At 71.0% G+C, this 25,233-nt stretch carries 19 protein-coding genes; 11 read left to right on the plus strand and 8 right to left on the minus strand.

All coding sequences use genetic code 11. The features are described from left to right. Window positions 1-11 precede the first annotated feature (11 nt). Window positions 12-1,871: an ATP-binding protein gene (locus HNR73_RS01460; RefSeq protein ID WP_203686121.1), complete on the plus strand. Its 1,860-nt coding sequence runs from the start codon at window positions 12-14 to the stop codon at window positions 1,869-1,871. Next, window positions 1,868-4,222 (plus strand): tetratricopeptide repeat protein, encoded by a 2,355-nt coding sequence (locus tag HNR73_RS01465; protein ID WP_184785355.1) that lies wholly within the window; start codon window positions 1,868-1,870, stop codon window positions 4,220-4,222. The genes HNR73_RS01460 and HNR73_RS01465 overlap by 4 nt, the downstream gene beginning before the upstream one ends. A gap of 52 nt (window positions 4,223-4,274) precedes the next feature. Here the strand turns inward: HNR73_RS01465 and lipB are convergent, their stop codons facing one another. Then, on the minus strand, window positions 4,275-4,904 hold the full coding sequence (lipB, locus tag HNR73_RS01470; RefSeq protein ID WP_239122110.1) for a lipoyl(octanoyl) transferase LipB: 630 nt from the start codon (window positions 4,902-4,904) through the stop codon (window positions 4,275-4,277). Between the two features lie 286 nt (window positions 4,905-5,190). Between lipB and HNR73_RS01475 the strand changes: the two genes are divergently transcribed. The 4 genes from HNR73_RS01475 (at window position 5,191) to HNR73_RS01490 (ending at window position 10,855) form a co-directional block, all read left to right on the plus strand. Then, window positions 5,191-5,976, plus strand: a complete 786-nt coding sequence (locus HNR73_RS01475; protein WP_184785357.1) for a glutamate ABC transporter substrate-binding protein — start codon at window positions 5,191-5,193, stop codon at window positions 5,974-5,976. Window positions 5,977-8,289: 2,313 nt separating this feature from the next. Next, entirely contained in the window at window positions 8,290-9,273 is a 984-nt protein-coding gene (locus HNR73_RS01480) for an ATP-binding protein (protein ID WP_184785358.1), read from the plus strand. Window positions 9,274-9,362: 89 nt separating this feature from the next. Next, entirely contained in the window at window positions 9,363-9,755 is a 393-nt protein-coding gene (locus tag HNR73_RS01485) for an SCO5389 family protein (protein ID WP_184785359.1), read from the plus strand. Window positions 9,756-9,838: 83 nt separating this feature from the next. Further along, window positions 9,839-10,855 (plus strand): LLM class flavin-dependent oxidoreductase, encoded by a 1,017-nt coding sequence (locus tag HNR73_RS01490; protein ID WP_184785360.1) that lies wholly within the window; start codon window positions 9,839-9,841, stop codon window positions 10,853-10,855. On the opposite strand, the gene HNR73_RS01495 is transcribed toward HNR73_RS01490, so the two are convergent. Next, complete coding sequence (locus HNR73_RS01495) at window positions 10,848-11,732, minus strand: serine protein kinase RIO (protein WP_184785714.1); 885 nt, start codon at window positions 11,730-11,732, stop codon at window positions 10,848-10,850. The genes HNR73_RS01490 and HNR73_RS01495 overlap by 8 nt on opposite strands. Before the next feature lie 419 nt (window positions 11,733-12,151). Here HNR73_RS01495 and HNR73_RS01500 point away from each other — a divergent pair, with 419 nt between their 5' ends. The 3 genes from HNR73_RS01500 (at window position 12,152) to HNR73_RS01510 (ending at window position 15,701) form a co-directional block, all read left to right on the plus strand. Further along, window positions 12,152-12,844, plus strand: a complete 693-nt coding sequence (locus HNR73_RS01500; protein ID WP_184785361.1) for a response regulator transcription factor — start codon at window positions 12,152-12,154, stop codon at window positions 12,842-12,844. Beyond that, on the plus strand, window positions 12,841-14,007 hold the full coding sequence (locus HNR73_RS01505) for a sensor histidine kinase (protein WP_308441939.1): 1,167 nt from the start codon (window positions 12,841-12,843) through the stop codon (window positions 14,005-14,007). The genes HNR73_RS01500 and HNR73_RS01505 overlap by 4 nt, the downstream gene beginning before the upstream one ends. A gap of 149 nt (window positions 14,008-14,156) precedes the next feature. Continuing rightward, window positions 14,157-15,701 (plus strand): DUF4153 domain-containing protein, encoded by a 1,545-nt coding sequence (locus tag HNR73_RS01510; RefSeq protein ID WP_184785362.1) that lies wholly within the window; start codon window positions 14,157-14,159, stop codon window positions 15,699-15,701. On the opposite strand, the gene HNR73_RS01515 is transcribed toward HNR73_RS01510, so the two are convergent. The 6 genes from HNR73_RS01515 to HNR73_RS01540 all read right to left on the minus strand — a co-directional run bounded on the left by HNR73_RS01515 (window position 15,698) and on the right by HNR73_RS01540 (window position 20,820). After that, the gene (locus HNR73_RS01515; RefSeq protein WP_239122100.1) at window positions 15,698-16,462 is read right to left on the minus strand and encodes a serine/threonine dehydratase; all 765 of its coding nucleotides are present in this window, start codon (window positions 16,460-16,462) and stop codon (window positions 15,698-15,700) included. The genes HNR73_RS01510 and HNR73_RS01515 overlap by 4 nt on opposite strands. Before the next feature lie 178 nt (window positions 16,463-16,640). Continuing rightward, window positions 16,641-17,651: an NAD-dependent epimerase/dehydratase family protein gene (locus HNR73_RS01520; protein WP_184785363.1), complete on the minus strand. Its 1,011-nt coding sequence runs from the start codon at window positions 17,649-17,651 to the stop codon at window positions 16,641-16,643. 189 nt (window positions 17,652-17,840) lie between these two features. Continuing rightward, the gene (locus tag HNR73_RS01525) at window positions 17,841-18,080 is read right to left on the minus strand and encodes a hypothetical protein (protein ID WP_184785364.1); all 240 of its coding nucleotides are present in this window, start codon (window positions 18,078-18,080) and stop codon (window positions 17,841-17,843) included. 9 nt (window positions 18,081-18,089) lie between these two features. Continuing rightward, window positions 18,090-18,935: a bifunctional DNA-formamidopyrimidine glycosylase/DNA-(apurinic or apyrimidinic site) lyase gene (gene mutM, locus HNR73_RS01530; RefSeq protein WP_184785365.1), complete on the minus strand. Its 846-nt coding sequence runs from the start codon at window positions 18,933-18,935 to the stop codon at window positions 18,090-18,092. 7 nt (window positions 18,936-18,942) lie between these two features. Next, a complete protein-coding gene (locus HNR73_RS40585) occupies window positions 18,943-19,632 on the minus strand; it encodes a response regulator transcription factor (protein ID WP_184785366.1) in 690 nt (229 codons plus the stop codon). A gap of 417 nt (window positions 19,633-20,049) precedes the next feature. Continuing rightward, window positions 20,050-20,820 (minus strand): CAP domain-containing protein, encoded by a 771-nt coding sequence (locus HNR73_RS01540; protein ID WP_184785367.1) that lies wholly within the window; start codon window positions 20,818-20,820, stop codon window positions 20,050-20,052. A 365-nt stretch (window positions 20,821-21,185) separates the two neighbouring features. Between HNR73_RS01540 and HNR73_RS01545 the strand changes: the two genes are divergently transcribed. Further along, window positions 21,186-21,395, plus strand: a complete 210-nt coding sequence (locus HNR73_RS01545; RefSeq protein ID WP_184785368.1) for a hypothetical protein — start codon at window positions 21,186-21,188, stop codon at window positions 21,393-21,395. 182 nt (window positions 21,396-21,577) lie between these two features. After that, on the plus strand, window positions 21,578-25,138 hold the full coding sequence (gene smc / locus HNR73_RS01550) for a chromosome segregation protein SMC (protein ID WP_184785369.1): 3,561 nt from the start codon (window positions 21,578-21,580) through the stop codon (window positions 25,136-25,138). Window positions 25,139-25,233: the final 95 nt, after the last annotated feature.

Genomic DNA, 25,233 nt, shown 5'->3' on the forward strand with positions numbered 1-25,233 from the left:
ACTTGCCGACCATGCGCGAAGAGCTCAGGCAGACCGAAGTCGACCTCGGCGGCCTCGTGTCCGTCCTCGCCGCCCACCTCTATTCCACACCCCTCGTGGCCCTGCGCGAACTGGTGCAGAACGCCCACGACTCGATCACCCGCCGCCGCCTCGAAGACCCCTCGGCGAGCGACGGGCGCATCGTGGTGCGCGGTGACGAGTCGGCCGGCACGGTCTCCGTTCGCGACGAGGGCGCCGGGCTCACCGAGGAGGAGATCCACGCCTACCTCGCCACCGTCGGCACCGGCTACACCCGGCTCCTGCGCGACGTCACCGGCAGCGAGGACCTCATCGGCGCCTTCGGGCTGGGCTTCCTGTCGGCCTTCGCGGTCGCCGACGAGGTCACCGTCGTCACCACCTCGCACCGCGAGACCGACGCCGGGCACCGTTACCACTCCGTCGGCGGCGAGACCTACTCCGTGATCGACGCGCCCCCGCAGTCGCCGGGCACCGAGGTGACGCTGCGACTCAAGCCCGAGTACGCCTACCTCGCCGCCGAGGACACCCTCCGCGAGGTCCTGACCCGCTACTGCGCGCTGCTGCCCATCGCCGTCCACCTCGGCGACGCCGCGAGCCCGGTCAACGACCTGCCCGTCCCATGGCGCGAGGAGAACGCCTCCCGCCAGTCCGAGATGGCCTTCGCCTCCCGCTTCGCGCAGCGCCTGGCCCCCTTGTGCACGATCCCGGTCCGCCCCGACACCGAGGCCGAGGGCTCCGACGCCGTCGGTCTCCTGTGGATCCAGGACTCGGCGACCTACGGCTCCACCGACAACCGCGACCTCTCGGTCTGCCTACGCGGCATGATGCTCTCCCACGACGCCCGCGACCTTCTGCCCACCTGGGCCGGATTCGTCGGCGGCGTCATCGAGTCGGCCCGCCTCACACCCACCGCCAGCCGCGAGGACCTCCAGCGCGACGAACGTTACCGCGCCGTCCACAAAGGACTCACCGAGTCCATCATCAACGGCATGTTCGAGATCGCCCGCACCCAGCCCGGCACCTGGCAGCGCGTCCTCGCCCGCCACGGCCAGGTCCTCCTCGGCGCCGCCCTCTGCGACGACCGCCTCTTCGAACTCCTCGCCGACGACGTCCCCGTCCCCACCTCCAACGGCGACATGACCGCCGGTGCCCTCCGCGCCGCCGGCAGCGGCACCATCCACGTCAACGCCGGCGAAGGTGGCGGCTTCACCGAGATGCTCTACCGCGCCATGCAGGTGCCCATCGCCCGCGGCGACCGCTACGCCGTCCTGCCGTTCCTGCGCCGCTACGGCACCGAACGCGCCTGCCCCGTCGTCGAACTCGGCACCAGCGACGGCGACCGTCGCCTCTTCAAGGACACCGACACGCCACTGTCCACACAGGACCACGCCTGGCTCACCGCCGTCCTCACCGACGACGGCGAAGAACTCGTCCCCGCCCGCTACGCCCCCTCCGCACTGCCCCTCGTCCTCGTCCCCGACGCCGACGTCGCCCTCAAACGCCGCATCGAAGCCGACGAGACCGCCTCCCGCATCCCCAGCGCGGCACTCGCCCTCGCGCGCGACTTCACCGCGGGCACCGACGGTTCCGTCGCCGCCCGCCTCTACCTCAACCTCGACAACCTCGCCGTCCGCAGACTTCTCGGCGCCCGCCGCGCGGACCATCCCGGCTGCACCACCGCCGCCGCCCTCCTGCGGTCCCTCAAGGTCATCATGGCCTCGACCGCCGGCGAGACCGGCCACCGCGGGGACCTCACCGCCGCCCTCGTCGGCGTCGGCAGCGCCATCGAAAGCCTCGTCGCCGAAACCGATCCCGCGCCATCCACCGACGCACAGGAGACCGACCCCCGATGACCACCGACATCTGGGCCTGGGTGCACGAGACCCACCGCGAGCTCATCGAAGCCGGCCACCCCCGACTCGCCGACGCCGTCGCCGAGATCTCCGGGCACGCCGTCAACGGCCGCCCCGACGAGGTCGACGCGATCTACCCCGAGGCCGTCGCCACCGCCCGCGCCCTCGACCTCCCGTGGGTCGAGGTGTTCCTCCGCCACTGGCGCCTCCAGTCGCTGGTCAACGAACGCCAGCAGGGCGAGAAGGCGCTCCCCGAGGCCACCGCGCTGCTGGAGTTCGCCCACCGCGAGGAGACCAAGGACTGCCCCCAGTCGGTCTGCGTCGTCCAGGACTTCTGCATCGCCCACGCCCGCATCGACGGCCCCGGTTACGTCAACGAGCGCATCGCGATCCTCGACGAGACCCTCGCCCGCATCGAACCGGCCCGCAACTGCTTCGACTGCCTCACCCGCGAGTACAGCTACGCCCTCAACGACGACGGACGCACCGAAGAGGCCCTCGCCTACATCGAGGAGGCCGAGGGCAAGCACCGTGCGGCCGGCGGCGAGCCCTCCCTGTACATGCACCTCCACCGTGCCCGGCTCCTCGGCCAGCTCGACCGCGCCCAGGAAGGCCTCGACCTCCTCGAACGCTCCGAGGCCGCCCGCCGCAAAGGCCCCTACGCACTCGACGAGGACGACGAACGCGAGCTCGCGCTCACCCGCGCCCTGCTCCACGCCACCCTCGGCGACACCGATAACGCCATCGCCCAGCTCCCCGACATCGCCGAACCCATCGCGCACGCCGACCTGCGCCTGCGGTGGGCCGCGACCGTCGAGAAGCTCATCGGGCTCGGCGTGGTGGACAACGTCCCCCGCCTCGGCACCGCCGTCGCCAACTGGGCCTCCTACCTCGACGCCGTCGGCTCCCACCGCGCCTGCCTGAACATGCTGCTCATCGCCGGGCGACTGGCGAACCGGCGAGGCGCGGGGACCGTCGCGCGGGCGATCGGCGATTTCGCCGCCCGCAAGGTCGACGACCTCCGCCGCAAGGACACCCCGACCATGCGCGACTTCGTCGCCATGCGCCGTGACGCCGAGGCGCTGCCCACGCCGGAACTGCCCGTGCCCGTCGAGCACCTGCCCGGCTACCTGGAGGCCCTGGGCGTCGCCGGCGAGGACGGCTCCTACCAGCCCGCCGACCCCGAGCAGAACCTCGACCTGCTCGCCGTCGCCCACGAGACCGCACCCGAGGACCAGCGCGTGCTCGGGCTCCTCGCCCAGTACCTGTCGGTGCTCGGGATGCCCTGGAAGGCCGCGGCCCTGCTGTGGGAGGGCGTCGAGGCCGACCCGGCCAACGAAAGCCGCAACCGTCTCCTCTGTGACGTGCTCCTGCGCGCCAAGGACGGCGCCGGCATCAAACGGCTCGCCGCCCTCGTCGCCCCCGCCGACCCTGCGCAGGCTCACTGGTTCCGCGCCTCCTGGGCCGCCGACCAGGGCGAATGGGAGGACGTGGCCCGCGAGTGCGCGGCCATCGTCGCCCTCGACGACGCCGTCGTCAACACCCGCCGCATGTGGGCGCACGCCGCCCGCGAGCTCGGCGACTTCGAGACCGCGCAGCGCGTGTGGAGCGACCTGCTCGACCGCACCTCCGATGCCCCGGACGCCGAGGACCACGTCCGCGCACACCCCTCCGACAGGTGGTCGCTGATCATCGCCGCGACCATCAACGGCGACTGGGTCGCCGTCCGCGCCCAGTGCGCGGTGATCGGGATCGAACTCGACACCCCCGAAGGTGTCATCGACGAGCGCTGGCACCCGATCGAACTGCGCTACGACCGGCCCGACGGGCGGCTCACCGTCCTCGCGATCCGGACCGGTCCGGCCACCGCCCGCGTCGAGTCGGTCACCCGCCCCGGCGCGCCCCTCAACCACGGCGACCTCGTCGTGATCGACCCGGCCGCCCTCGAAGCCCCGCCGGAGGACGAGGAGGACCGCGAAGGCTGGTACCCGCCCATCGCCGCCGTCCGCCTCCTGCGGCCCGGCGGATACCGGACCTACTTCGTCGACGGTGTCCACCCCGGCGAGGAGGCCCTCGAAACCTTCATCGACGCCCTCCGCACCGAGGACTACGGCGTCTGGGTCTACACCGACGAGGACTACCAGCTCTTCCCGCCCGGAGCCGACGCGACCGTCACCGGCGTCTACATCGGCGTGGCCGTCCCGCCCACGGCCGGCGCCGAAGCCGCGCACGAACTCCTGAAAGGTTTGACGGCCGGGTGGGACCACCCCATGTCGTGGCACCCGCTCGCGGTCGACGCCGACCGCGATGTCGAGCACCACGCGAAGGTCGCCGAGGACTACGACCTGTAAGAGAGGAAGGGGAGCCCCGGCACGGGCTCCCCTTCTCGACTCGGACCGGCCTTCAGGCCAGGAGCTTCGGCAGGTGGCGCTCCACCAGCGGTGTCACCTCGGCGACGGTCACGTCGCGGCCGAGTTCCTTCGACAGCGACGTGACCTCGGCGTCGACGATCCCGCAGGGGACGATCGCGTTGAAGCCGTCGAAGGCGTTGTCGCAGTTCAGCGCGAAGCCGTGCATCGTGACCGCCCACCGCACCCGCACGCCGATCGCGGCGATCTTGCGGGCGGGGCCCCGGTCGTCGGCCGGGACCCAGACACCCGTGCGCTCCGGGATCGGGATCGTGTGCACCCCCAGCTCGGCGCACACGTCGATGAGGACACGCTCCATCCGCCGCACGTAGGCGACGACGTCGAGCGGCTTCGGCAGGCGCACGATCGGGTAGCCCACGAGCTGGCCCGGGCCGTGCCACGTGATCAGCCCGCCCCGGTCGACCTCGACGACGGGCGTCCCGTCGTTGGGGCGCTGCCACTCCTCGGTCCGCCTCCCGGCGGTGAAGACGCTCGGGTGCTCCAGGAGCAGGACCGTGTCGGGGAGCTCGTCATCCATGCGCCGGGCGTGCAGCTCGCGCTGCAGGTCCCAGGCCGTCTGGTAGTCGACGAGCCCACGTCGCTGAAGGTCGAGAGGGCGCGTCACCGGCTCCGTCGCCGTCGGATGTGTCACGTTCGCAACGTTAGTCCGAAGGCCCCCGGCGAGGCGAAAAAATGCGAGTGGGGTCTCGGTCACAAGGAAGCGGTTTCTCGCTAGGCTCATCCGCATGCTCAAGCCTGCCAAGCTAATCGTCGCAAGGCGATCGCACTTTTTAACAGCGCGCTCATCCCTTCGTAGGTTCGCCGTAGTACTTATGGCGCTCGCGCTGCTTCCCCTCGCAGCTTGCGGAGAAGACGAAGTACCCTCCGCGCCGACCGGGTCGCGTTATGTGATGACGCAGGCACCGGACGACTCCCTTCCGCCGGAGATCCAGGCGATCAAGGACATCGGCCGCCTCCTCGTCGGTACCCGCTATGACCAGCCCCTCACCGGCCTGCGCAATGAGGCGACCGGCCGCATCGACGGCTTCGACGCCGAGATCGGGCGCATCATCGCCCAGCGGATCTTCGGCACCGTCGAAGAAGGCGTCAACATCGAGTTCATCGAGACCCTGGCCAAGAGCCGGACGACGTATCTGAGCACCAACCAGGTGGACATGGTCATCGCCACGTTCACCATCAACGACGAACGCAAGGCCGAAGTCGACTTCGCCGGCCCCTATTACATCGCCGGTCAAGACATTCTGGTGAAAAAGGATAATAAGAGCATCGAGTCGGTCGACGACCTCATGGGCAAACGCGTCTGCGCGGCCAAGGGCTCCACTTCGGCGAAGGAGCTGAAGAAGCAGGCCGGAGTCGAGGTCGTCGAGCTGAAGGACTACTCCAGCTGCGTGGCCGCGCTCGAAGGCGCCCAGCCGGTCGAGGCCGTGAGCACCGACAACGTCATCCTGCAGGGCTTCGCCCAGTCCAACCCCGACGCGTACCGCGTGCTGGACAACCCCTTCACGTCGGAGCGCTACGGGATCGGCCTGAAGCACGGCTCGCCCGAACTGCGGAAGTTCATCAACGACACCCTTGAGGAGTCGTTCCGCAACGGGGACTGGCAGAAGGCCTTCCAGATGACCTTCGGCCACACGACGATGAAGATGCCGGAGTACCCGAAGATCGAGAACTACTAGGCAAGAGGTGGGGCCCGGTCAAAGGCCGCCGCCGCGGCGGGCGCTCTCGCGAGTGCCGTGGTGGTGGCGACGACCGGGACCGAACGAACGGCCGGGGATGGCGCCCCGGCCGTGGTGGGCAGCATGTACGGCCGAACGCGGCCCGTGCCCGCGCGAACTGTCGCGCGGGGGCGGGCCCGTTTGGTTTTGGGGTGGGGGTTGGGGTGGGGAAGGACAGGCGGTGAAGCCTGCGCCGCTGAGGACGTGCGGGCGCGAAGAGCGGGGGGGGTTAGGGGCGGCGAGGCGACGAACCGCGAGCGAAAGGCGGGCCGTGAAGCCTGCGTGGCGAAGCCCGCGGACCGCCGCGTGTTTGCCGCGCGCTCTGCTTCGCTGGCTGCTTCCGGCGCCCTCTTCGCTGACCGACCCTGGGGCCTTAGCCTCTGCTTGCATCCTTCGCGGCCCGTCCCATGCGGGTGCGGAAGCAGGCGGCGAGCGGCGGGAGGCCGTGCTGCCGAGCGCTCGCTTGCGCGGAAAGCAGGAAGTGAGGGCCGGGAGGGTGGCGTGTAAGGGGCTGCCTATGCGAGGCGGGAGTGGCGGGAGCCTGCGCTGCCGAGCGCTCGCTTGCGTGGAAGTAGGAAGTGAGGGCCGGGAGGGTGGCGTGTGAGGGGCTGCCTATGCGAGGCGGCGAGCGAAGGATGGGTCGTGAAGCCTGCGTGCCGGGCCTGCGCGGGCGCGGAAAACGCGAGGTGCCGAACGGCGAGTGAAGCCTGCGTTTCCCCGTCGCCTGTTTTTCGCGCCCGGCCGTTCCCGCCGTCCTTCACTGGCCGGCCCTCGCGACCCAGCCACTGCTCGCGTCCCTTCGTGGCCCGCCCCACGCGGGTGCGGAAGCGGGCGGCGAGCGGCGAGCGGCGGGAGCCCGCGTTGCCGAGCCCTCGCTCGCGCGGAAAGCAGGAAGCCAAGGCCGGGAAGGTGGCGTGCAAGGGGCGGCGAGCGAAGAGCGGCTCCGCGAAGCCCGCGCTGCCAAGCCTGCGCGGGCTTCGCGGAAAGCGCGAGGTGAACAACGGCGAGTGAAGCCTGCGCTTCCCCGTCGCCTGTTTTCCGCGCCCGGCCCTTTCCGTGCTCGCCGTTTCCGGTGACCTTTCGCTGACCGGTTCTGGTGCCCCCAGCCTTTGCTCGCATCCTTCGCGGCCCGTCCCACGCGGGCGCCGATGCAGGCGGCGAGCGGCGGGAGCCCGCGCTGCCACGCCCCAAAGGGCGGCCCCGCAGGGTATGGGCCGGCGAGGACTGCGTTGCGAAGCCCGCGTCTCCCCGCCACCTGTTTTCCGCGCCCGGCCGTTCCCGCCGTCCTTCACTGGCCGGCCCTCGCGACCCAGCCACTGCTCGTGTCCCTTCGTGGCCCGCCCCACGCGGGTGCGGAAGCGGGCGGCGAGCGGCGGGAGCCCGCGCTGCCGAGCCCTCGCTCGCGCGGAAAGCAGGAAGCCAAGGCCGGGAAGGTGGCGTGCAAGGGGCGGCGAGCGAAGAGCGGCTGCGCGAAGCCCGCGCTGCCATGTCTGCGCGGGCTTCGCGGAACGCAGGAGGCGAGGGGCGGCGACGAGGGTGGTGAGGGAGGGCAGGGCTGTGAGGTCGGTGATGCGAAGCCTGCGCGAGTGCGAAAAGCTGGCGGGGGAGGGTGGCGAGCGAAGGGTGGCCGCGAAGCTCGCGCTGCGATGTCTGCGCGGGCGCGGGCGCGGAAGCCAGGCGGCGAGGGAAGAGGACCGCGAAGGCTGAGACGCGAAGGCCCGCGCACCCACAGCCGCGAAGGGGTGGTGAGGGAAGGCATGGCCGCGAAGTCGGTGATGCGAAGCCTGCGCGAGTGCGAAGAGCTGGTGGCGGGGGAGGGGGGCGAGCGAGGCCTGGCCTGCGAAGGGTGGCGAGCGAAGGGTGGCCGCGAAGCTCGCGCTGCCATGCCTGTGCGGGCGCGGAATGCAGACGCGGGGTGGGGTCGCGAAGCGCTGCGTGCGAAGGGCTAGACGCGAGGGCCGGCGAGCGAAGGGCGGCGGGAGCTGCGAGCGGGGCCGGGCCGCGCGGGCGGGCGAGCGGGCCGCAAGGGCTGGCCGGCGAACAGCGGCGCGGGTGGGCGGCAAGCGAAGAGGAACGAGCCAGCAAGGAGCCGCCGGCAGGACCTTGAGCGAGAGTCGCCGGCGCGGCGTGTTGCCCGAAACCCCAAGCCCCTTGCCCCCCACCCCCTCCACCAGCAGCGAATCCCCCCGACACGCCCCCACCCTCCTTGACTTCGCCCACCCCCTTACTGAAACTGGTTCCCAAGTTCAACATCACGCCACCAGGAGCCACACCGTGAAACTCGCCTTCGTCGGCAAGGGCGGCAGCGGCAAGACGACCCTCGCGTCGCTCTTCGTCCGTCGCCTCTCCCAGCTCGGGAATCCCGTCTTCGCGATCGACGCCGACGTCAACCAGCACCTCGCCTGCGCCCTCGGCCTCGCCGAGATCGACGCCGTCGCGCTGCCGACGCTCGGCGACGCCCTCCCGCGCATCAAGGACTACCTGCGCGGCGACAACCCGCGCATCGAGTCGGTCGACCAAATGCTGAAGACGACGCCGCCGGGTCCGGGTTCGCGGCTCCTGGGCATCACCGAGACCAACGCGCTCTTCGACGGTCTCGTCACCAGCGTGGGCGGCATCCGCCTCGCCGTCACGGGCGGCTTCACCGAGAACGACCTCGGCGTCGCCTGCTACCACTCCAAGACCGGCGCCGTCGAGCTGCTGCTCAACCACATGATCGACCTGCCCGGCGAGTACGTCGTCGTCGACATGATCGCCGGCGCCGAGGCCTTCGCGTCGGGCATGTTCACGCGCTTCGACTGCACCTTCCTGGTCTGCGAGCCGACGGTCCGCAGCGTCGGCGTCTTCAAGCAGTACGCGGGCTACGCCGCCGACTTCGACGTCCGCATCGCCGTCATCGGCAACAAGGTCGACGACGAGTCCGACGTCGACTTCCTCCGCGAGCACGTCGGCGACGCGCTGATCGGATGGTGCGGCCGTTCGGGCTTCGTCAAGGCGGCCGAGCGCGGCCGGCACCTGGAGATCACCGAGTTGGAGGAGGCGAATCTCGCCGTCCTCGACCGGGCCCGCGCGCTCGTCGACGGTGTCGGCAAGGACTGGGCGAAGTTCACCCGCCAGGCCCACGAGTTCCACCGCCGCAACGCCGAGGCCTGGGGCAGCGACCGCGCCGGCGTCGACCTGTCGGCGCAGATCGACCCCGGCTTCGTCCTCGGCCCGGAGCTCCTCGAAGCCCGCAGCGGCGCCCCGGCGTTGAGCTAGTCACGGTCCGCTGACAACTGTCTGACAGTACGTGGCGGTCGGGTGGAGTCCACTGGACGTCGTGTCCGCCAATCCCGAAAGGAGCCGACATGTCCCTTGACGTTTCGCCGGATCTGCTGGAGAAGGCCGAACGAGGTGAGGTGACCGACGCCGAGTTCGTCGAGTGCGTCCGCACGTCCCTCCCCTACGCGTGGGAGACCATCAGCCGGGTGGTCGGCGACCTCGGCACCACCGAGGCGCCGTTCGCCGACAACGTGACCCCGCCGCCGGACGAGACGGCGCGCGGGCAGCTGCTGCGTGCACTGGCCTCCGACGCGATCCGGGGCGGCATCGAGCGCCACTTCGGCGTGAAGCTGGCCTTCCAGAACTGCCACCGGGTGGCGGCGTTCCGGCCCGCGGCGGTCGACTCCGACACCTACCGCAAGTTCATCTCCCCGACCGGTCAGCTGCGCAACCAGTCGCCGGAACTCCGCGACTGCTAGAGCCGTCGGATACGGCGAATGATCGTGCCGGGGACGCCGTCGCCTTCACGGCGTTCCCGGCACCCGAACCTCTTGGAGGGTGTGTGCGTCTCGGTCTGTTCCTCGCGGGGGCGAAGTTCCCGGGCGTCTCGGCGCGGGAGGCGCTCGACCGCACCGTCTCCTATGGACTGTCGGCGGAACGCGCCGGCCTCGACGGGGTGTGGCTGGCCGAGCACCACTTCATCTCCTACGGGGTGTGCCCCTCGGCGACGGTGGTGGCCGGGAACCTGCTCGGCCGCACCGAGCGCATCGCGGTGGGCACGGCGGCCTGCGTGCTGTCGAACCGCAACCCGGTGGCGCTGGGGGAGGAGGCGATCGCCCTGGACGTGCTGTCCGGCGGGCGTTTCCGGCTCGGCGTCGCCCGGGGCGGACCGTGGGTCGACCTGGAGGTCTTCGGGACCGGCGTCGAACGCTACGCCGAAGGCTTCGGCGAGACCCTTGACGTCTTGTGCGACTGGGTATCCGGCAAACCCCGGGTGGCCGCCGACGGGCGCTTCGTGAACTTCCGTGAGGTCGCGGTCGTGCCCCGGCCGCAAGCGGCGCTGCCGGTCTGGGTCGCGGCCACCTCGCCGTCCACCGTGGACCTCGCGGCCAAGCGGGGCCTGCCGCTGCTGCTCGGTGTCCACATAGGAGACTCGGGCAAGGCGGAGCTGCTGGACCGCTACCGTGAGACCGCCGCGATGTACGGCCACGACGTCGACGCCGTCCCGCACGCCGCCGCGTATCTCTGCCACGTCGACGACACGCGTCAGGCCGCCGCCGACGCCCTGCGCGCGGCGATGCCCGGCTGGATAGGCGAGGGCGTCGCCGAGTACGTCCGCATCGACGGTTCGGCCGGGCCCGGACGCGACCCGGCCGCATACGTCGAGACCCTCATCGGCATGCACCCGGTCGGCCCGCCCGAGTACTGCGCGGAAGTGCTGCGCCGCTCGGCCGAGCGGACCGGGATCCGGCACGCACTGCTGATGGTCGAGGGGGCCGGTGACCCGACGGCCACCGGCGCCACGATCGCGAGGCTCGGCGCCGAAGTGGCGCCGCTGCTCGCCGCCGGGCTCAGTTGAGCCTGGCGTCGGCGAACTGGTCGGCGACCAGCGCGTCGACGTACTTCTCGTCCATGCCGCGCGAGGTGAACCACGCGCCCACGTTGCGCACGTCCCGCTCCAGGAAGAAGCGGCCACGCGGGTTGGCGACCACGTCGATGATCTGCGGCATGTCGATGATGACCAGGCGGCCGCCGTCGACGATGATGTTGTACGCCGACAGGTCGCCGTGGGCGAAACCGTCCCGCGCCATGATGGTCATGTTGAACACGAGCTGATCCCACAGGTCGGCGAGCTCGACCGGTGTCGGCCGCAGGATCTCCAGCCGCGGCGCGGCCGTGCGGTCCGTGCCGATGAACTCCATGATCACCTCGGTGCCGACGATCTGCACCGGATAAGGCACCGAAGCGCCCGCCTTGTGCATGCGGACCAGGGCGTTCCACTCCGTCGCGGCCCACTGCCCGGCCAGCATCTCCTGACCGACCTTGGTGCCCTTGTCCATCGCGCGCTGGTCACGCGACTTGCGGACCGTGCGGCCCTCGGTGTACTCCGAACTGCGGTTGAACATGCGGTGGTCGGCGTCCCGGTAGCGCTTGGCGGCCAGGAGGACCGACCGGTCGGTGTCGGGCACGACGCGTTCGATGAGGAACACGTCGGCCTCCTTGCCGGTCTTGAGGATGCCGTGCTCGATGTCGACGGCGCCGAGATCGGTGATCAGCCAGTCCGGCCACGGCCGCGGAGCCCGCTGCAGCGGCTCGGACTGGTCCCAGGTCGTCCAGCGGTCGCCGAACGGGGGAGCCTCGGGGTCGACGACCTCGATCTCGAAGTCGTCGTTGAAACGTTCTGCCTGCTCGAAGAAGAAATCCTGGGCACCGGACTTACGGCCACGGGACTTCATGGGAACGAAAGAGTCGCGCTCGCGCACTGGTGGTTCTCCTTGTGGAAGTTCGCAAAGGTCACCGGCGACAGCGAAAGGCCTGGTCAGAGCCGGTGGGGTGGAGGGAAGGACTGCTCGCCTAGCGAGCGTCGCCCTCGCCGAGGAGGGCGGTCGAGACATGCGGCATGGGCCGCGCAGCGGCAGTCATCGTCGGCGCCTCCTCTCTCACTCACGCGGACCCGTTCGGGTCGGCACCGTTGTAACTCCGGGCGAGACGTTAACCGATGATCCAGTCGGTGCGCAAGGGGTTTTTCTGTGCCGGTTTTGCGGCGCCGAACGAAACCGCCTTAAAGGTAGGGGATCGGGCGGGGGCCGTGATCTCCACGAAATCTCCACAACTGCCGGTCACCGTCTCCACAAACACGTCCTACGCTGGCCCCATGCCCAGCTCAGACACCCGCAGGCGGATCCTCATCGTCGAAGACGAACCGACGATCGCCATGTCGATCGCCGCCCGGCTCGAAGCCGAGGGCTACGACACCCGCGTCGTCGGCGACGGACTCACCGCCGTCGACGCCGCCGAGGAGTACCGCCCCGAGGCCCTCGTCCTCGACGTGATGCTGCCCGGCATCGACGGCCTCGAAGTCTGCCGGCGGGTACAGGCCGCACGGCCCGTCGCCGTCCTCATGCTCACCGCCCGCGACGACGAGACCGACATGCTCGTCGGGCTCGGCGTCGGCGCCGACGACTACCTCACCAAGCCCTTCAGCATGCGCGAGCTCACCGCCCGCGTCAGCGCGCTCCTCCGCCGCGTCGGACGGACCGCGCCGGCCGAACGCCCGCCCGCGCTGCGCGTCGGCGACGTCGAGATCGACCGCACCGAACGCCGCGTCCGCCGCGACACCGCAGAGGTGCACCTGACCGCCACCGAGTTCGACCTCCTCGTCCGGCTCGCGACCCGACCACGCGTCGTCCACACCCGCGAACAGCTCCTCGGCGAAGTCTGGGGACACACCGCCGCCGCCGGGATCCGCACCGTCGACAGTCACGTCCGCGCCCTGCGACGCAAACTCGGCGACGGCATCATCCGCACCGTCCACGGCGTCGGCTACGCACTGGAGTGCCCCCAGTGACCGGCCACAGCGTCGAACAGTCACCGCCGCGGAGGGGACGGCGGTGGCTGCCCGACTACCTCGACAGCCCGCGCGCACGCGCCAGCGACGGCGGCCCCGTCACCAAGATGTGGATCTGGCTCGGCGACGTCGCGCCCCGGCCACTCGACCGCGTCCGCTCGGTGAAGATCAAGTTCACCATCCTGCTGGTCGGATCCGGCACCTTCGGGCTCCTCGTCTTCTGGTCCCTGCTCGGGTTCCTGCCCTGGGACATGGCCATCATCGCCATCCTCGGCGCCGTGTTCGTCTCCCGCGTCCTCGCCCACGGCATGACCTCGCCCCTGCGCGAGATGACCGCCGGAGTCCGCAAGATGGCCCGCGGTGACTACGACGTCCGCGTCCGCGCCACCGCCCAGGACGAGGTCGGCGTCCTCGCCGAGGCCTTCAACCAGATGGCCGGCGAACTCGCCGCCGTCGACCGCCAGCGCCGCGAACTCATCGCCAACGTCTCCCACGAACTGCGCACCCCCATCACCGCCCTCCAAGCGGTACTGGAGAACGTCGTCGACGGAGTGTCCACAGCGGACGAACAAACCCTCCGGACGGCACTGGCGCAGACCGAGCGGCTCAGCCGCCTCGTCGGCGAACTCCTCGACGTGTCCCGCCTCGACGCCGGCGTGGTCCCCCTGCGCCGCAAGGCCTTCGAGGTTCTGCCCCTCCTACGGCGAGCCGCCGCCGAACAATCCCTCAGCGGCCGCGACGTCACCGTCCACGTCGACGCACCCGCCGGACTCACCGCCGAAGCCGACCCGGCCAGACTCCACCAGGTCGTCGCCAACCTCCTCGACAACGCCGTCCGCCACAGCCCCACCGGCGCTACCGTCACCGTCACCGCCGGACGCGACACCGACGGCGCCGTCCTCATCGACGTCGCCGACCAGGGCCCCGGCATCCCCCTCGCCGAACGCCAGCGGGTCTTCGAACGCTTCACCCGAGGCGACAACGCCGCCCGCTTCGACCGCCGCGACGGCGGCACCGGCCTCGGTCTGGCCATCTCCCGCTGGATCGCCGAACTCCACGGCGGCCAGATCGCCGTCCTCGACTCCGCCCACGGCTGCCTCATCAGAGTCAGGCTGCCCGACCCGCACCTCCCCACCGAACACGGGCCACCCGAACGGGACTGAACGGCCCTACCGATCACGACACCGCACAACGCACCGTGATGGTGATGCCCCATGCCCACCGCACCCGAACACCGACAGCCGACCACTCCCGAGACGGGCCGGCCGCCGCGCCGTGCCCGTGCGCGCCGGCACCCGGAAAGGCAGCTCACATGACCACCCCGCAGATCCCGCCCCACGCCGAACCCGGATCCGCGCCCTGGCACGGAACCGCACCGGAACTACGCGGGAAGATCCCGATGGCGACCGTCCCCTACGTCCAGATCCTGCCGCAGCCCCCGGACCCGGTCACCGCCTTCTTCCGGCGCCTCCTGCCCACCGCGACCACCGCCGCACCCCGCTGGGCCCTCGCCGCGCTCGCCGCGACGGCACTCCTGGCGGCCTTCGCGTTCACCTCTGGAGACCCGGGCGTCGGAATCACCCTCACCGGCATCGGCCTCCTCGCCGCCACCCTCCCGCTCGCGCGCCGGGACCAGCCGGTCACCCGAGCCGTCGGCGCCGTCATCGCCGTCGCGCTGTTCCTCGTACCGTCCCTGCGCGACAACGAGGCCCTCGTCGCGATCTGCGTCCTCATCGGCTTCGGCGCCATCGCCGCCACCCTCGCCCCGCCCATCCGCTTCGCCGGGTTCCTCTACGGCCCGTTCCTCGCCGCCGTCCTGTGGCTACCGGGCCTGAGCTGGGCCAGACGCGGCATCGCCGACCTACCCGGACGCCGCTCGGCGATGCTCATCCTGCGCACCGCCGTCATCGCGACCGTCGTCGTGGTCGTCTTCGGCGCCCTCTTCGCCTCGGCCGACCCCGCCTTCGCCGAACTCGTCGAGACGATCACCCCGACCATGTCACCCGGCCTGGCCATCGGCCGCACCATCCTCTTCCTGTTCTTCCTCACCGGCGGCTTCGCCTACGCCCACCTCGCCGTCCGCCCCGCCCGCCTCGACCTCATCGGCGCCCGCCCCGCCCGGAAGGTCCGGCTCTGGGAATGGGCCGTCCCGCTGACCCTCCTCAACGCCCTCTTCGCGGCCTTCGTCGCGGTCCAGGCCGTCGCCTTCTTCGGTGGCGCCGCATACGTCGCCCGCACCACCGGCCTCACCTACGCCGAATACGCCCGCCGCGGCTTCTGGCAACTCTGCTGGGTCACCGTGCTCACCCTGGCCGTCATCGCCGTCGCCGCCCGCAAGGCACCACGCGCCCAGAAGGCCGAACGCCTCATCCTGCGCGTCCTGCTCGGCGCCCTCTGCGCGCTGTCCCTCGTGGTCGTCGCCTCCGCGCTGCACCGCATGTCCCTCTACGAGGACATGTACGGACTCACCCGCCTGCGCGTCTGGATCTTCACCGTCGAACTCTGGCTCGGCCTGGTCTTCCTGCTCGTCATGGTCGCCGGCATCCGCCTCCGCGCCCGCTGGCTGCCCCGGACCGTCGCCGCCACCGGAGCCGTCGCGCTCATCGCGCTCGCCGTGCTCAACCCCGACGGGCTCATCGCACAACGCAACGCCGACCACTACGCCAAGACCGGCAAGCTCGACATCGAATACCTCACGTCGCTCTCGACCGATGTCGTGCCCGGCCTCGACGGCCTGCCCGCCTTCCAGCGCGCCGACGTGCTCGACGGTTTGGCCTGCTTCGACGACCAGGACGACCTGCTCGCCTGGAACCTCAGCCGCTCACTGGCCGCCGACGCGCGGCCCGGGCACTGCTAGGCGAGGTCGGACGGGTCGGTGTTGGCTCCGCACAGGACCACGGCGACCCGTTCGTCCTCCTCTGGCGTGTAGGCGCCCGACAGGAGCGCGGCCAGCGCGCACGCCGCGCCGTGCTCGACGACGAAGCGGTGTTCCCGCCACAGCCACCGCCGGGCCTCGACGATCGCGTCGTCGGGCACGAGAACACTGTGGACGCTCGTGCGTGAGGCCACCTCGAAGGCGATGTCGCCGATCCGGCGCGCCCCCAGGGAGTCCACCGCGACACCTGTGACCTGGACGTCGACGGGCTCGCCGGCGTCGAGGGCCTTGTGCAGCGTCGGGCAGCCCACCGGTTCGACCGCGACGACCCGCGCGTCGGCCGCCGCCGCGATCCCGGCCATCAGCCCGCCGCCCCCGACCGAGACAATGATGGTGTCCACATCGGACACCTGGTCCTCCAGTTCGAGGGCGACCGTGCCCTGCCCGGCGACGACGTCGGCCTGGTCGTAGGGGTGCACGAACAGCGAACCGCCTTCGGCGGCGAACTTCGTGGCCGACTCGTAGGCGTCGGCGTATTCCCGGCCGACCTGGACGACGGTCGCGCCCAGGTCGTGGAGTTTCGCGACCTTGACGGCGGGCGCGGTCTGCGGCACGTAGACCGTCGCGGGGATGTCGAGGCTCCGAGCCGCGTGCGCGACCGCGAGGCCGGCGTTGCCGCCCGATGCCGGGGCCGCCGTCGAATTCGCCGCTCTCGTAGGCGGCGAGGATGCGGTTGAACGCACCACGGGCCTTGAAGGAGCCGGTGTGCTGGGTGAACTCCAGCTTGAGCCAGGCCGCCGACGCGCGCATGACCGGTGTGCGGCGGACCCGGCCGAGGAGGCGCTCCTGGGCGGACTCGACGTGCTGTCGTGTGAGCATGGAGCGAATGTAGCCGGACCGGTGCGAACCGCTCATCCGCGCTCACCTGCGCTCGGCGAGCCAGGCGTCTTCGGCGTCGTAGTCGAACATGTCGGCGCCGCCGAGCAGTTTCGTTCCGGGCAGGACTTCGCGCCAGTCGCGGCCGGCGGTGACCTCGGTGAGCCACGCGATGGTGTCGGGGAGGGCTCCGGCGTAGTCGGTGACGGGTTCGTAGCCGAGTTCGCGTGCGGCTTTGCCCATGTCCATGACGAAGGAGCCGGGGAGGCTCCAGGGGCTGTCGCCGATGTTGCCGATCGGGGGGCCGTCGAGGTGGATCTCTTCGGGCAGGTGGTTCATGGCGGCACCGATGGCGGTGCCGATTTCGGCGGCGGTCGGCGGGGTGGGGTCGCCGGCGTTGAGGACGCGGCTGCCGGGGCGGTGGGCGGCGAGGCGGATGAGTTCGGCGAGGTTGACGGCGGCGACGGGGTGGAAGACGGCGTCGGGGTGGGCGAGGATGCGGACGGGGCGGCGGTCGAGGGCGCGTTTGACGAAGTACCACTCGCGGGGGATGGCGGAGTTGCGGCCGTGGATGGTGCCGGCGCGCAGGAGGGTGGTGGGGAGTTCGGAGCCGGCGGCGAGGAGTTCGTTTTCGAGGGCGACCTTGTCGGGGCCGTAGCCGCCGAGGGTGGGGTCGCTGGTGGGCTGGGTTTCGGGGATGGCGGCGGGGAAGAGGGGGTCGTCGCCGAGGGCGTTGCCGTCGGTGTCGGTGTAGACGGCGCCGGTGGAGATGACGACGGCGGAGCCGACGCGTCCGGCGAAGGCGCGGAGTTCGCGGCCGTGTGCGGCGGTGAAGGCGATGGTGTCGACGAGGACGTCGTAGCCGGTGCCGACGGCGGCGTCGAGGGCGGCGGGGTCGGAGCGGTCGACGGTGATGGGGCGGGCGCCGTCGGGGATGGTGTTGGCGCTGCGGCCGCGGGAGGCGGCGGTGACGTCCCAGCCGTCGGCGAGGAGGGCGGTGATGGCGGCGTGGCCGATCTGGCCGGTCGCGCCGAGCACGAAGGCGGTTCGGGTCATGGGTGCGACGCTACGGGCGTGGCGGGCGGAGTGGGGAAACGTTCGCTGCGGGCGGAGGCGTCCGGGGTACGGGGAGGGGCACTCCGAGCCCGATCCCCTGCCTCTCAGGCGGTTTCGTTCGCACCGCCCGAAAGAGCCAGAGCGCCGTCCGAAAGAGCCAGAGCGCCGCCCGAACAAACCCAGCCCCCGTCAGTGCAGTCTCGTCCCCCAGGTCCAGCCGTATCCCCTGCAGTGTTTGCAGAGTCCGAGGACGGGGACGGAGCCGACTTCGCCGGGTTCGAGGTCGATGGCGCGGAGGGGGCCGACGGCCATGTATTCGCGCCAGGTGCGGCCTGTTCCCTGGCAGCCGAGGCATGAGCTGGGTGCGGCGCCGTTGGGCGGGTCGGCGGGGTCGTGGCCTGGGTAGGCCGTGTAGTCGTCTGCGGACACTGTCGCAGCTTAGCTGGCGGGTCGGCGTTGGCAGCGGGGGCAGAAATAGGAGGAGCGGTTCATGAACGCTTCGCGGGCGATGGGGGTGCCGCAGCGTCCGCATGGTTCGTCGGCGCGTCCGTAGGCGTTGAGGGAGCGGTCGAAGTAGCCGGATTGTCCGTTGACGTTGACGTAGAGGGCGTCGAAGCTCGTGCCGCCTGCTTTGAGGGCTTCGGCGAGGACGTCGCGGACGTGACCGAGGAGGGCGCGGACGGGTGGCCGGGTGAGTTTGTGGGTGGCGCGGCGCCCGTGGAGCCGGGCGCGCCAGAGGGCTTCGTCGGCGTAGATGTTGCCGATGCCGGAGATGAGCGTCTGGTCGAGGAGGGCGCGTTTGACTTCGGTATGTTTCCTGCGGAGCGCGGCGACGAAGGCCTCATCGTCGAAGTCGGGGTCGACGGGGTCGCGGGCGATGTGCGCGATCTCGGGTGGGAGTTCGGCGCCGTCGCGGGAGAGGGACAGTCCGCCGAAGGTGCGCTGGTCGACGAAGCGGAGCTGCCGGCCGCCGTCGGTGAAGTCGACGCGGACGTGGAGGTGTTTCTCGGCGGGCGCGTCGGGGGGTTGCACGAGCATCTGCCCCGACATGCCGAGGTGGCAGAGGATCGCGTCGCCGGAGTCGAGGGGCAGCCACAGGTACTTGCCGCGGCGCCGCGCACCGGTGACGGTGCGGCCGACGAGGGCGTCGGTGAAGTCGTCGGCTCCCGCGAGGTGGCGCCGGACGGCACGCGGATGCGCGACGTTCACTTCGCCGATCGTGCGGCCGACGACCCAGCGGGCGAGGCCTTCGCGCACGGTTTCGACTTCGGGAAGTTCGGGCATGCCCGGACTATACGACGGTTAAGACTTCGGCCTCGTCGCGCCGCAGGGAGACCAGGCCGTGGCCGAGGGAGAACGCGACCGCCGCGAGCCGCGAGTGCACGTTGAGTTTGCCGAGGACGTTCTGGACGTGGGAACGGACCGTCGTGATCGACACGCCCATGTCGCCCGCCATCGCGCGGGTGTCCTCACCGCGCACGATCCGCCGCAGTACTTCGCCCTCACGAGGGGTGAGATAAGCCGCGAGCCGGTGCGCCGTCGCGTCGTCCATCTCCTGATCGGGACGCAACGCCGCCCGCAACAGCATCGGATCGTAGTGAGTGCGGCCCGCGCCGACCTCCTCGATGGCGCGCACCACCGAATCCAGCCGGCGCATCGTCGAAGCCGCACCCACCGCCCTCGCCGCGACGAGATCACGCACCACCCGCGCGTCACCCCGGCCCGTCAACACGAAAATGCGGACCTCGGGGAACAACGCCGCCGCCTCCCGGGCCCGCACGGCCGCACCCAGTTCAAGGACACAGACCTGCGGCGAACCCGAACCCATGGCCCGGGGAAGCCCACTGTCGGGGACCGTCACGACACGATGGCCACGATTGGCGAGAACCGAGGCGAGCGCGTCGCCATAAGCGCGTTGGGCATCACACACAACGAGATCCATTGCGCCTCCAGGGGGGAACCGGGCGGCGGGTACGCTCACCGGCCGCCGACACATCGTCACTGATGGGTGACGGAAAGGGGAGGTATAAGTCGGATCTGTGACAGTTCCCGGTCAAAGGGTGAGGGATGCGGGCGAAATGTACACAGTGGACAGTGCCGGTTTGGACGGCGCGAACGAAGCCGCCTGAGAGGTAGGGGATCGGGCTCGGCCCGCCGCCGGTGCCGGGTTCCCGGGGTGGTGCGGGAACGCGGCCGGGTCCCCTGGGTGGATGGGCGAGCGAAGCGCGGGACGGCTTCGGCCGCGGTTGCCCGGACCCCGATCGTGCAGAGGGACTTGCGTTCTTGAGGCTGGCTTCTGGTCTTCCGGCGTGGGGCGAGCTGCGAAGCCTGACCCGCCCATGATGCGACCGATACGGACGGGCCCAGCGTGAGCCGCATGACCCCGCCCGCAGGTGCGTCAGGCGACGCTGCCGAACATCTGCGTCCAGTACAGCTGCCCGCCGTTGTGGCTCGCCACGCCGAGTCCGATCGCCTTCGCGTCGCAGTTCAACAGGTTCGCCCGATGCCCCTCGCTGTTCATCCAGCCCTCGATCACCGCCGCCGCCGACGTGTAACCCGCCGCGATGTTCTCCCCGATCGCGTTGTCGTACCCCGCCTCGCGCGACCGATCCCAGGGCGTCCGGCCGTCCTGCGAGTTGTGATCGAAATAGTCGTTCTCCGCCATGTCCCGGCTGTGCCCCACCGCCGCGTTCGTCAACTTGCCGTTGACCTTCACCTTCCCGCAGCCCGCCTGCTCCCGCTCGACGTTCGTCAACCGCACGGCCTCCGCCGCGAGCTGCTCCATCTCGCTGAGATCCTCGTCGGGCGGCGGCGGATCGTCCTCCGACTCGTCCTTGGTCTCCTTGTCCGAAGGCTTCGGCTCGGCCGAACCGGCACCCCGGTCATCACGGCTGGCCTTGTCCTCACCGTCCGCCGACGCGCTCGGGTCGACACGGATCGGCACGTCACTGGCGGCGTCATCGGTCTGCGTCGACTGCCGCAACGGAAGGGCCCCGGTGAACCAGGCCGCGATCAGCCCGGCGAGGAGCAGAACGAGGGCAGCGGCGCCGAGGCGGGCCAGCCAGGCGCCGTGCCGCTGAAGTCGGTGGGCGCCGGTGTGCGTCCGTCCGCCGGGCTCCCGGCCGGGCGAGTCGCTACGCGGGCGCGTCCGAGGGGTGGGGGACGACATAGCGCCCCGACGCTAGCGGCTTTCGCGAGCCGACGCGAGTCCGCGACTGTGATTTCGGTCGTAACATCCGAAAAATTCTTGCCTTCACCGGCGTATCTCCCCGAAAAGGGGCACGATCAGCGGTATGTCAGGCTTGACGTTTGACACGATCGAGCGGAGGATGGTCGTGTCGCCAGTAGGTGAACAGCACTGTTTCGTCCACCGCGCGGATCACGCCTGCATCGTCCGGTGCGTGCCGTTCGGATACGACACCTGCCGTACGCGACCAGCGCAAGCCGCTTAATGTGGCAATAAACAATCATCGAGCGAAGCCGCGGGTACGCGAGCCAACGTAACCTGCTGCCGCGCGCTCCCAAGGAGACACCATGGCCAAGGCCCTGTATGGCCACGTAGGCAACGCGCCCGACCGGCGCATGCTCGACGAGGTCACCAAACTGCGTGCCAGGGTACGGACCCTCGAATTCGAGGTGGCGCGTCTGCGCGCCGACAATGATCGACTCACCGCCGAGGTGGCGGAGCGTGAGGACCTGGAACGGCTGTCCAAGTCGGCCGGCGAACTGATCACCGTACGCTGACACCCTAGAAGTCAAGACGCGCGCCGACGGACCATTGGTCGGCGCGCCGTTTTGCGTCCCGGCCCGCCCCCACCGGTGAGTTGCCAGGGTTATCGCCATGTGATGACGGGGTGAACAGGTAGCCTGCCAGGGCAAGCCCACCGACCGCGTCCATTTCGCGTCCGAGCCGACCCGGAGCCCGCGTGCACCTCAAGAGCCTGACCCTGAAGGGCTTCAAATCCTTCGCGTCGCCCACCACGCTGCGCTTCGAACCCGGCATCACCTGCGTCGTCGGCCCCAACGGCTCGGGCAAGTCCAACGTCGTCGACGCCATCGCCTGGGTCCTCGGCGAACAGGGCGCCAAGGCCCTCCGCGGCGGAAAGATGGAAGACGTCATCTTCGCCGGCACCACCGGCCGCGCGCCCCTCGGCCGCGCCGAGGTCACGCTCACCATCGACAACTCCGACGGCGCCCTCCCCATCGACTACACCGAGGTCTCCATCACCCGCCGCATGTTCCGCACCGGCGAGGGCGAATACGAGATCAACGGCGACCGCTGCCGCCTCCTCGACATCCAGGAACTCCTCTCCGACTCCGGCATCGGCCGCGAAATGCACGTCCTGGTCGGCCAGGGCCGCCTCGACGGGATCCTGCACGCCAAACCCGAAGACCGCCGCGCCTTCATCGAAGAGGCCGCCGGCGTCCTCAAACACCGCAAACGCAAAGAGAAGGCCCTCCGCAAGCTGGAGTCGATGGGCGCCAACCTCAACCGCCTCAACGACCTCACCGCCGAACTCCGCCGCCAGCTCAAACCCCTCGGCCGCCAGGCCGACCTCGCCCGCCGCGCCGCCGGGATCCAGGCCGACCTGCGCGACGCCCGCCTCCGCCTCCTCGCCGACGAGCTCACCCAGCTCCGCGAAACCCTCGCCAAGGACGTCGCCGACGAGAGCGCCATGCGCACCCGCCGCACCGAGGTCGAAACCGCCCACCGCAAAGCCGGCGACGAACTCGCCGACCTGGAGACCCGCCTCGCCGCCGACGCGCCCGCGCTAGCCCGCGCCCAGGAGACCTGGTACCGCCTCTCCGCCCTCCAGGAACGCCTCCGCTCCACCAGCCAGCTCGCCGGGGAACGCCTCCGCTTCCTCTCCGCCGACACCGCCGACGAACGCCCCGGCCGCGACCCCGAGATCCTCGAAGCCGAAGCCGTCCGCGTCCGCGAACAAGAAGTCGAACTCCGCGAGGCCCTCTACACCGACCAGGCCAAACTCGCCGCCGCCGTCGAGTCCCGCCAGGAGACCGAACGCGCCCTCTCCGAAGCCGAGAAGGCCCTCGTCGCCGCCGTCAAGGCCGTCGCCGCTCGCCGCGAAGGACTCGCCCGCCTCACCGGCAAGGTCAACGCCCTGCGCACGCGCTCCCAAGCCGCCGAAGACGAGATCGCCCGCGCCCAGACCGCCCTCACCGAAGCCCGCGAACGCGCCGAGATCGCCACCGTCGCCCACGAAGAGGTCAAGGACCAGTCCGAGACCGCCGGCGCCGGCGACGCCGACCTCGCCCGCCGCTACGAAGAAGCCCAGAACGCCGTCGCCGCCGCCAAGGCGCGCGTCCGCGAACTCGCCGACGCCGAACGCGCCGCCGACCGCGAGGCCACCCAGTGGAAGGCCCGCGAAGAAGCCCTCGCCATGGGCCTGCGCCGCAAGGACGGCGCCGGATCCCTCCTCGGACGCGCCGACGCCGTACCCGGCCTACTTGGCAGCGTCGCCGCCCTCCTCGCCGTCGACCCAGGCCACGAAGCCGCCCTCGCCGCCGCCCTCGGCGGACTCGCCGACGCCGTCGCCGTCTCCGACGTCGAAGGCGCCCTCGCCGCGCTCGCCCTCCTCAAGGAGGACGACGCCGGGCGCGCCGCCTTCCTCATCGGCGCCGATGCCGACGTCCCCGACGCCGCCGCGACCCTCCCCGAAGGCGCACGCTGGGCCGCCGACCTCGTCCGCGCTCCCGCCCACCTGTCCGGCGCGGTCCGCAGCGCGCTCGCCGGCACCGTCGTCGTCCGCGACCTCGCCTCCGCCCGCGACCTCCTCGCCGCCCACCCGGCCCTGACCGCCGTCACCGCCGAAGGCGACGTCCTCGGCTCCCACCGCGCGGCCGGCGGCTCGGCGAAGGAACAGAGCTACATCGAGGTCCAGGCCGCCGTCGACGAGGCCCGCGACAAACGCGCCGAAGCCGAACAGCGCACCGAGACCCTCCGCAGCCACCTGTCGGCCGCCCGCGAGGAGACCGCCGCCCGCGAACGCGAACTCCAGAACGTCGCCCAGCTGCGCAAACAGGTCGACCAGCGCAACAACGAGACCGGCCGCCGCCTCGCCGAACTCGGCGCCGCCGCCCGCTCGGCCGTCGCCGAGGTCGAACGCCTCGTCACCACCCGCGACAAGGCCGAGGCCGCCCGCGACACCGACCTCGCCGGACTCGCCGAACTCGAAGAGCAGCTCCGCCTCGCCGAGGACGAACCCGAGGACGACGACCCGTCCTCGGCCGACCGCGACCGGCTCGCCGCGAGCGTCCAGCAGGTCCGGCAGAACGAGATGGAGATCCGTCTCGCCGTCCGCACCGCCGAGGAGCGCGTCGCCGCCCTCTCCGGCCGCGCCGACGCCCTCGCCCGCCAGGCCCGCCAGGAACGCGAGGCCCGCGAACGCGCCGAAGCCCGCCGCCAGGCCCGTAAACGCGGCGCCGCGATCGCCAAGGCCGTCGCCGACGGAGCCCGCACCGTCCTCGGCCGCATCGAGGACTCCCTCACCCTCGCCGCCGCCGAACGCGACGAGGCCCAGCTCGCCAAGAACGCGCGCGAAGCCGCCCTCACCGACGTCCGCAAGACCGTCCGCGAACTCACCGGCGAACTCGAACGCCTCACCAGCGCCGTCCACCGTGACGAGGTCGCCCGCGCCGAACAGCGCCTGCGCATCGAGCAGCTGGAGATCAAGGCCGCCGAGGACTTCGGCCTCGACCTCGACACCCTCATCGAGGAGTACGGGCCCCACCAGGACGTCCCGCCGACCCCCGCCGAGATCACCAAGGCCGAGGACGACGGGAAACCCGCGCCCCTCCCGACGCCCTACGACCGGCCCACCCAGGAGAAGCGCGCCGCCCGCGGCGAACGCGACCTCGCCCTTCTCGGCAAGGTCAACCCCCTCGCCCTCGAAGAGTTCGCCGCCCTCGAAGAGCGCTACAAGTTCCTCTCCGAACAGCTCGACGACCTCAAGAAGACCCGCAAGGACCTCCTCCAGGTCGTCACCGAGGTCGACGACCGGATCCTGCAGGTCTTCACCGAGGCCTACCACGACGTCGCCCGCGAGTTCGAGCACGTCTTCGCCACCGTCTTCCCCGGCGGTGAGGGCCGGCTGATCCTCACCGACCCCGAGGACATGCTCACCACCGGCGTCGAGGTCGAGGCCCGCCCGCCCAACAAGAAGGTGAAGCGGCTCTCCCTGCTGTCCGGCGGCGAGCGCTCCCTGACCGCACTGGCCATGCTGTGCGCCATCTTCAAGGCGCGCCCCAGCCCCTTCTACCTGATGGACGAGGTCGAGGCCGCCCTCGACGACGTCAACCTCGGCCGTCTGCTGAACCTCCTGCGCCAGCTGCAGGAGACCTCGCAGCTGCTGGTCATCACCCACCAGAAGCGCACGATGGAGGTCGCCGACGCCCTGTACGGCGTCAGCATGCGCGGTGGCGTGTCCCAGGTGATCAGTCAGCGACTGAACGAATCCGAGGACTGACCGCGCCCGCCCCGGCGAGCGCGCGGGCCGTAAGATCGGCGAGCCGGGGTGGAACGCGCGGTGAGCAACCTCATCGGCCGTCCGCGGGCACCGCC

It is taken from the genome of Phytomonospora endophytica, from assembly GCF_014202425.1.
Classification (GTDB): Bacteria; Actinomycetota; Actinomycetes; order Mycobacteriales; family Micromonosporaceae; genus Phytomonospora; species Phytomonospora endophytica.

What these genes read in the sequence shown, in the direction of transcription:
- HNR73_RS01545 (WP_184785368.1), top strand. Translation starts at nt 21,186, where the DNA reads ATGGCCAAGGCCCTGTATGGCCACGTAGGCAACGCGCCCGACCGGCGC.
- HNR73_RS01475 (WP_184785357.1), top strand. Translation starts at nt 5,191, where the DNA reads ATGACGCAGGCACCGGACGACTCCCTTCCGCCGGAGATCCAGGCGATC.
- HNR73_RS01460 (WP_203686121.1), top strand. Translation starts at nt 12, where the DNA reads ATGCGCGAAGAGCTCAGGCAGACCGAAGTCGACCTCGGCGGCCTCGTG.
- HNR73_RS01500 (WP_184785361.1), top strand. Translation starts at nt 12,152, where the DNA reads ATGCCCAGCTCAGACACCCGCAGGCGGATCCTCATCGTCGAAGACGAA.
- HNR73_RS01495 (WP_184785714.1), bottom strand. Translation starts at nt 11,732, where the DNA reads ATGAAGTCCCGTGGCCGTAAGTCCGGTGCCCAGGATTTCTTCTTCGAG.
- HNR73_RS01520 (WP_184785363.1), bottom strand. Translation starts at nt 17,651, where the DNA reads ATGACCCGAACCGCCTTCGTGCTCGGCGCGACCGGCCAGATCGGCCAC.
- HNR73_RS01485 (WP_184785359.1), top strand. Translation starts at nt 9,363, where the DNA reads ATGTCCCTTGACGTTTCGCCGGATCTGCTGGAGAAGGCCGAACGAGGT.
- HNR73_RS01540 (WP_184785367.1), bottom strand. Translation starts at nt 20,820, where the DNA reads ATGTCGTCCCCCACCCCTCGGACGCGCCCGCGTAGCGACTCGCCCGGC.
- mutM (WP_184785365.1), bottom strand. Translation starts at nt 18,935, where the DNA reads ATGCCCGAACTTCCCGAAGTCGAAACCGTGCGCGAAGGCCTCGCCCGC.
- HNR73_RS01510 (WP_184785362.1), top strand. Translation starts at nt 14,157, where the DNA reads ATGACCACCCCGCAGATCCCGCCCCACGCCGAACCCGGATCCGCGCCC.
- HNR73_RS01465 (WP_184785355.1), top strand. Translation starts at nt 1,868, where the DNA reads ATGACCACCGACATCTGGGCCTGGGTGCACGAGACCCACCGCGAGCTC.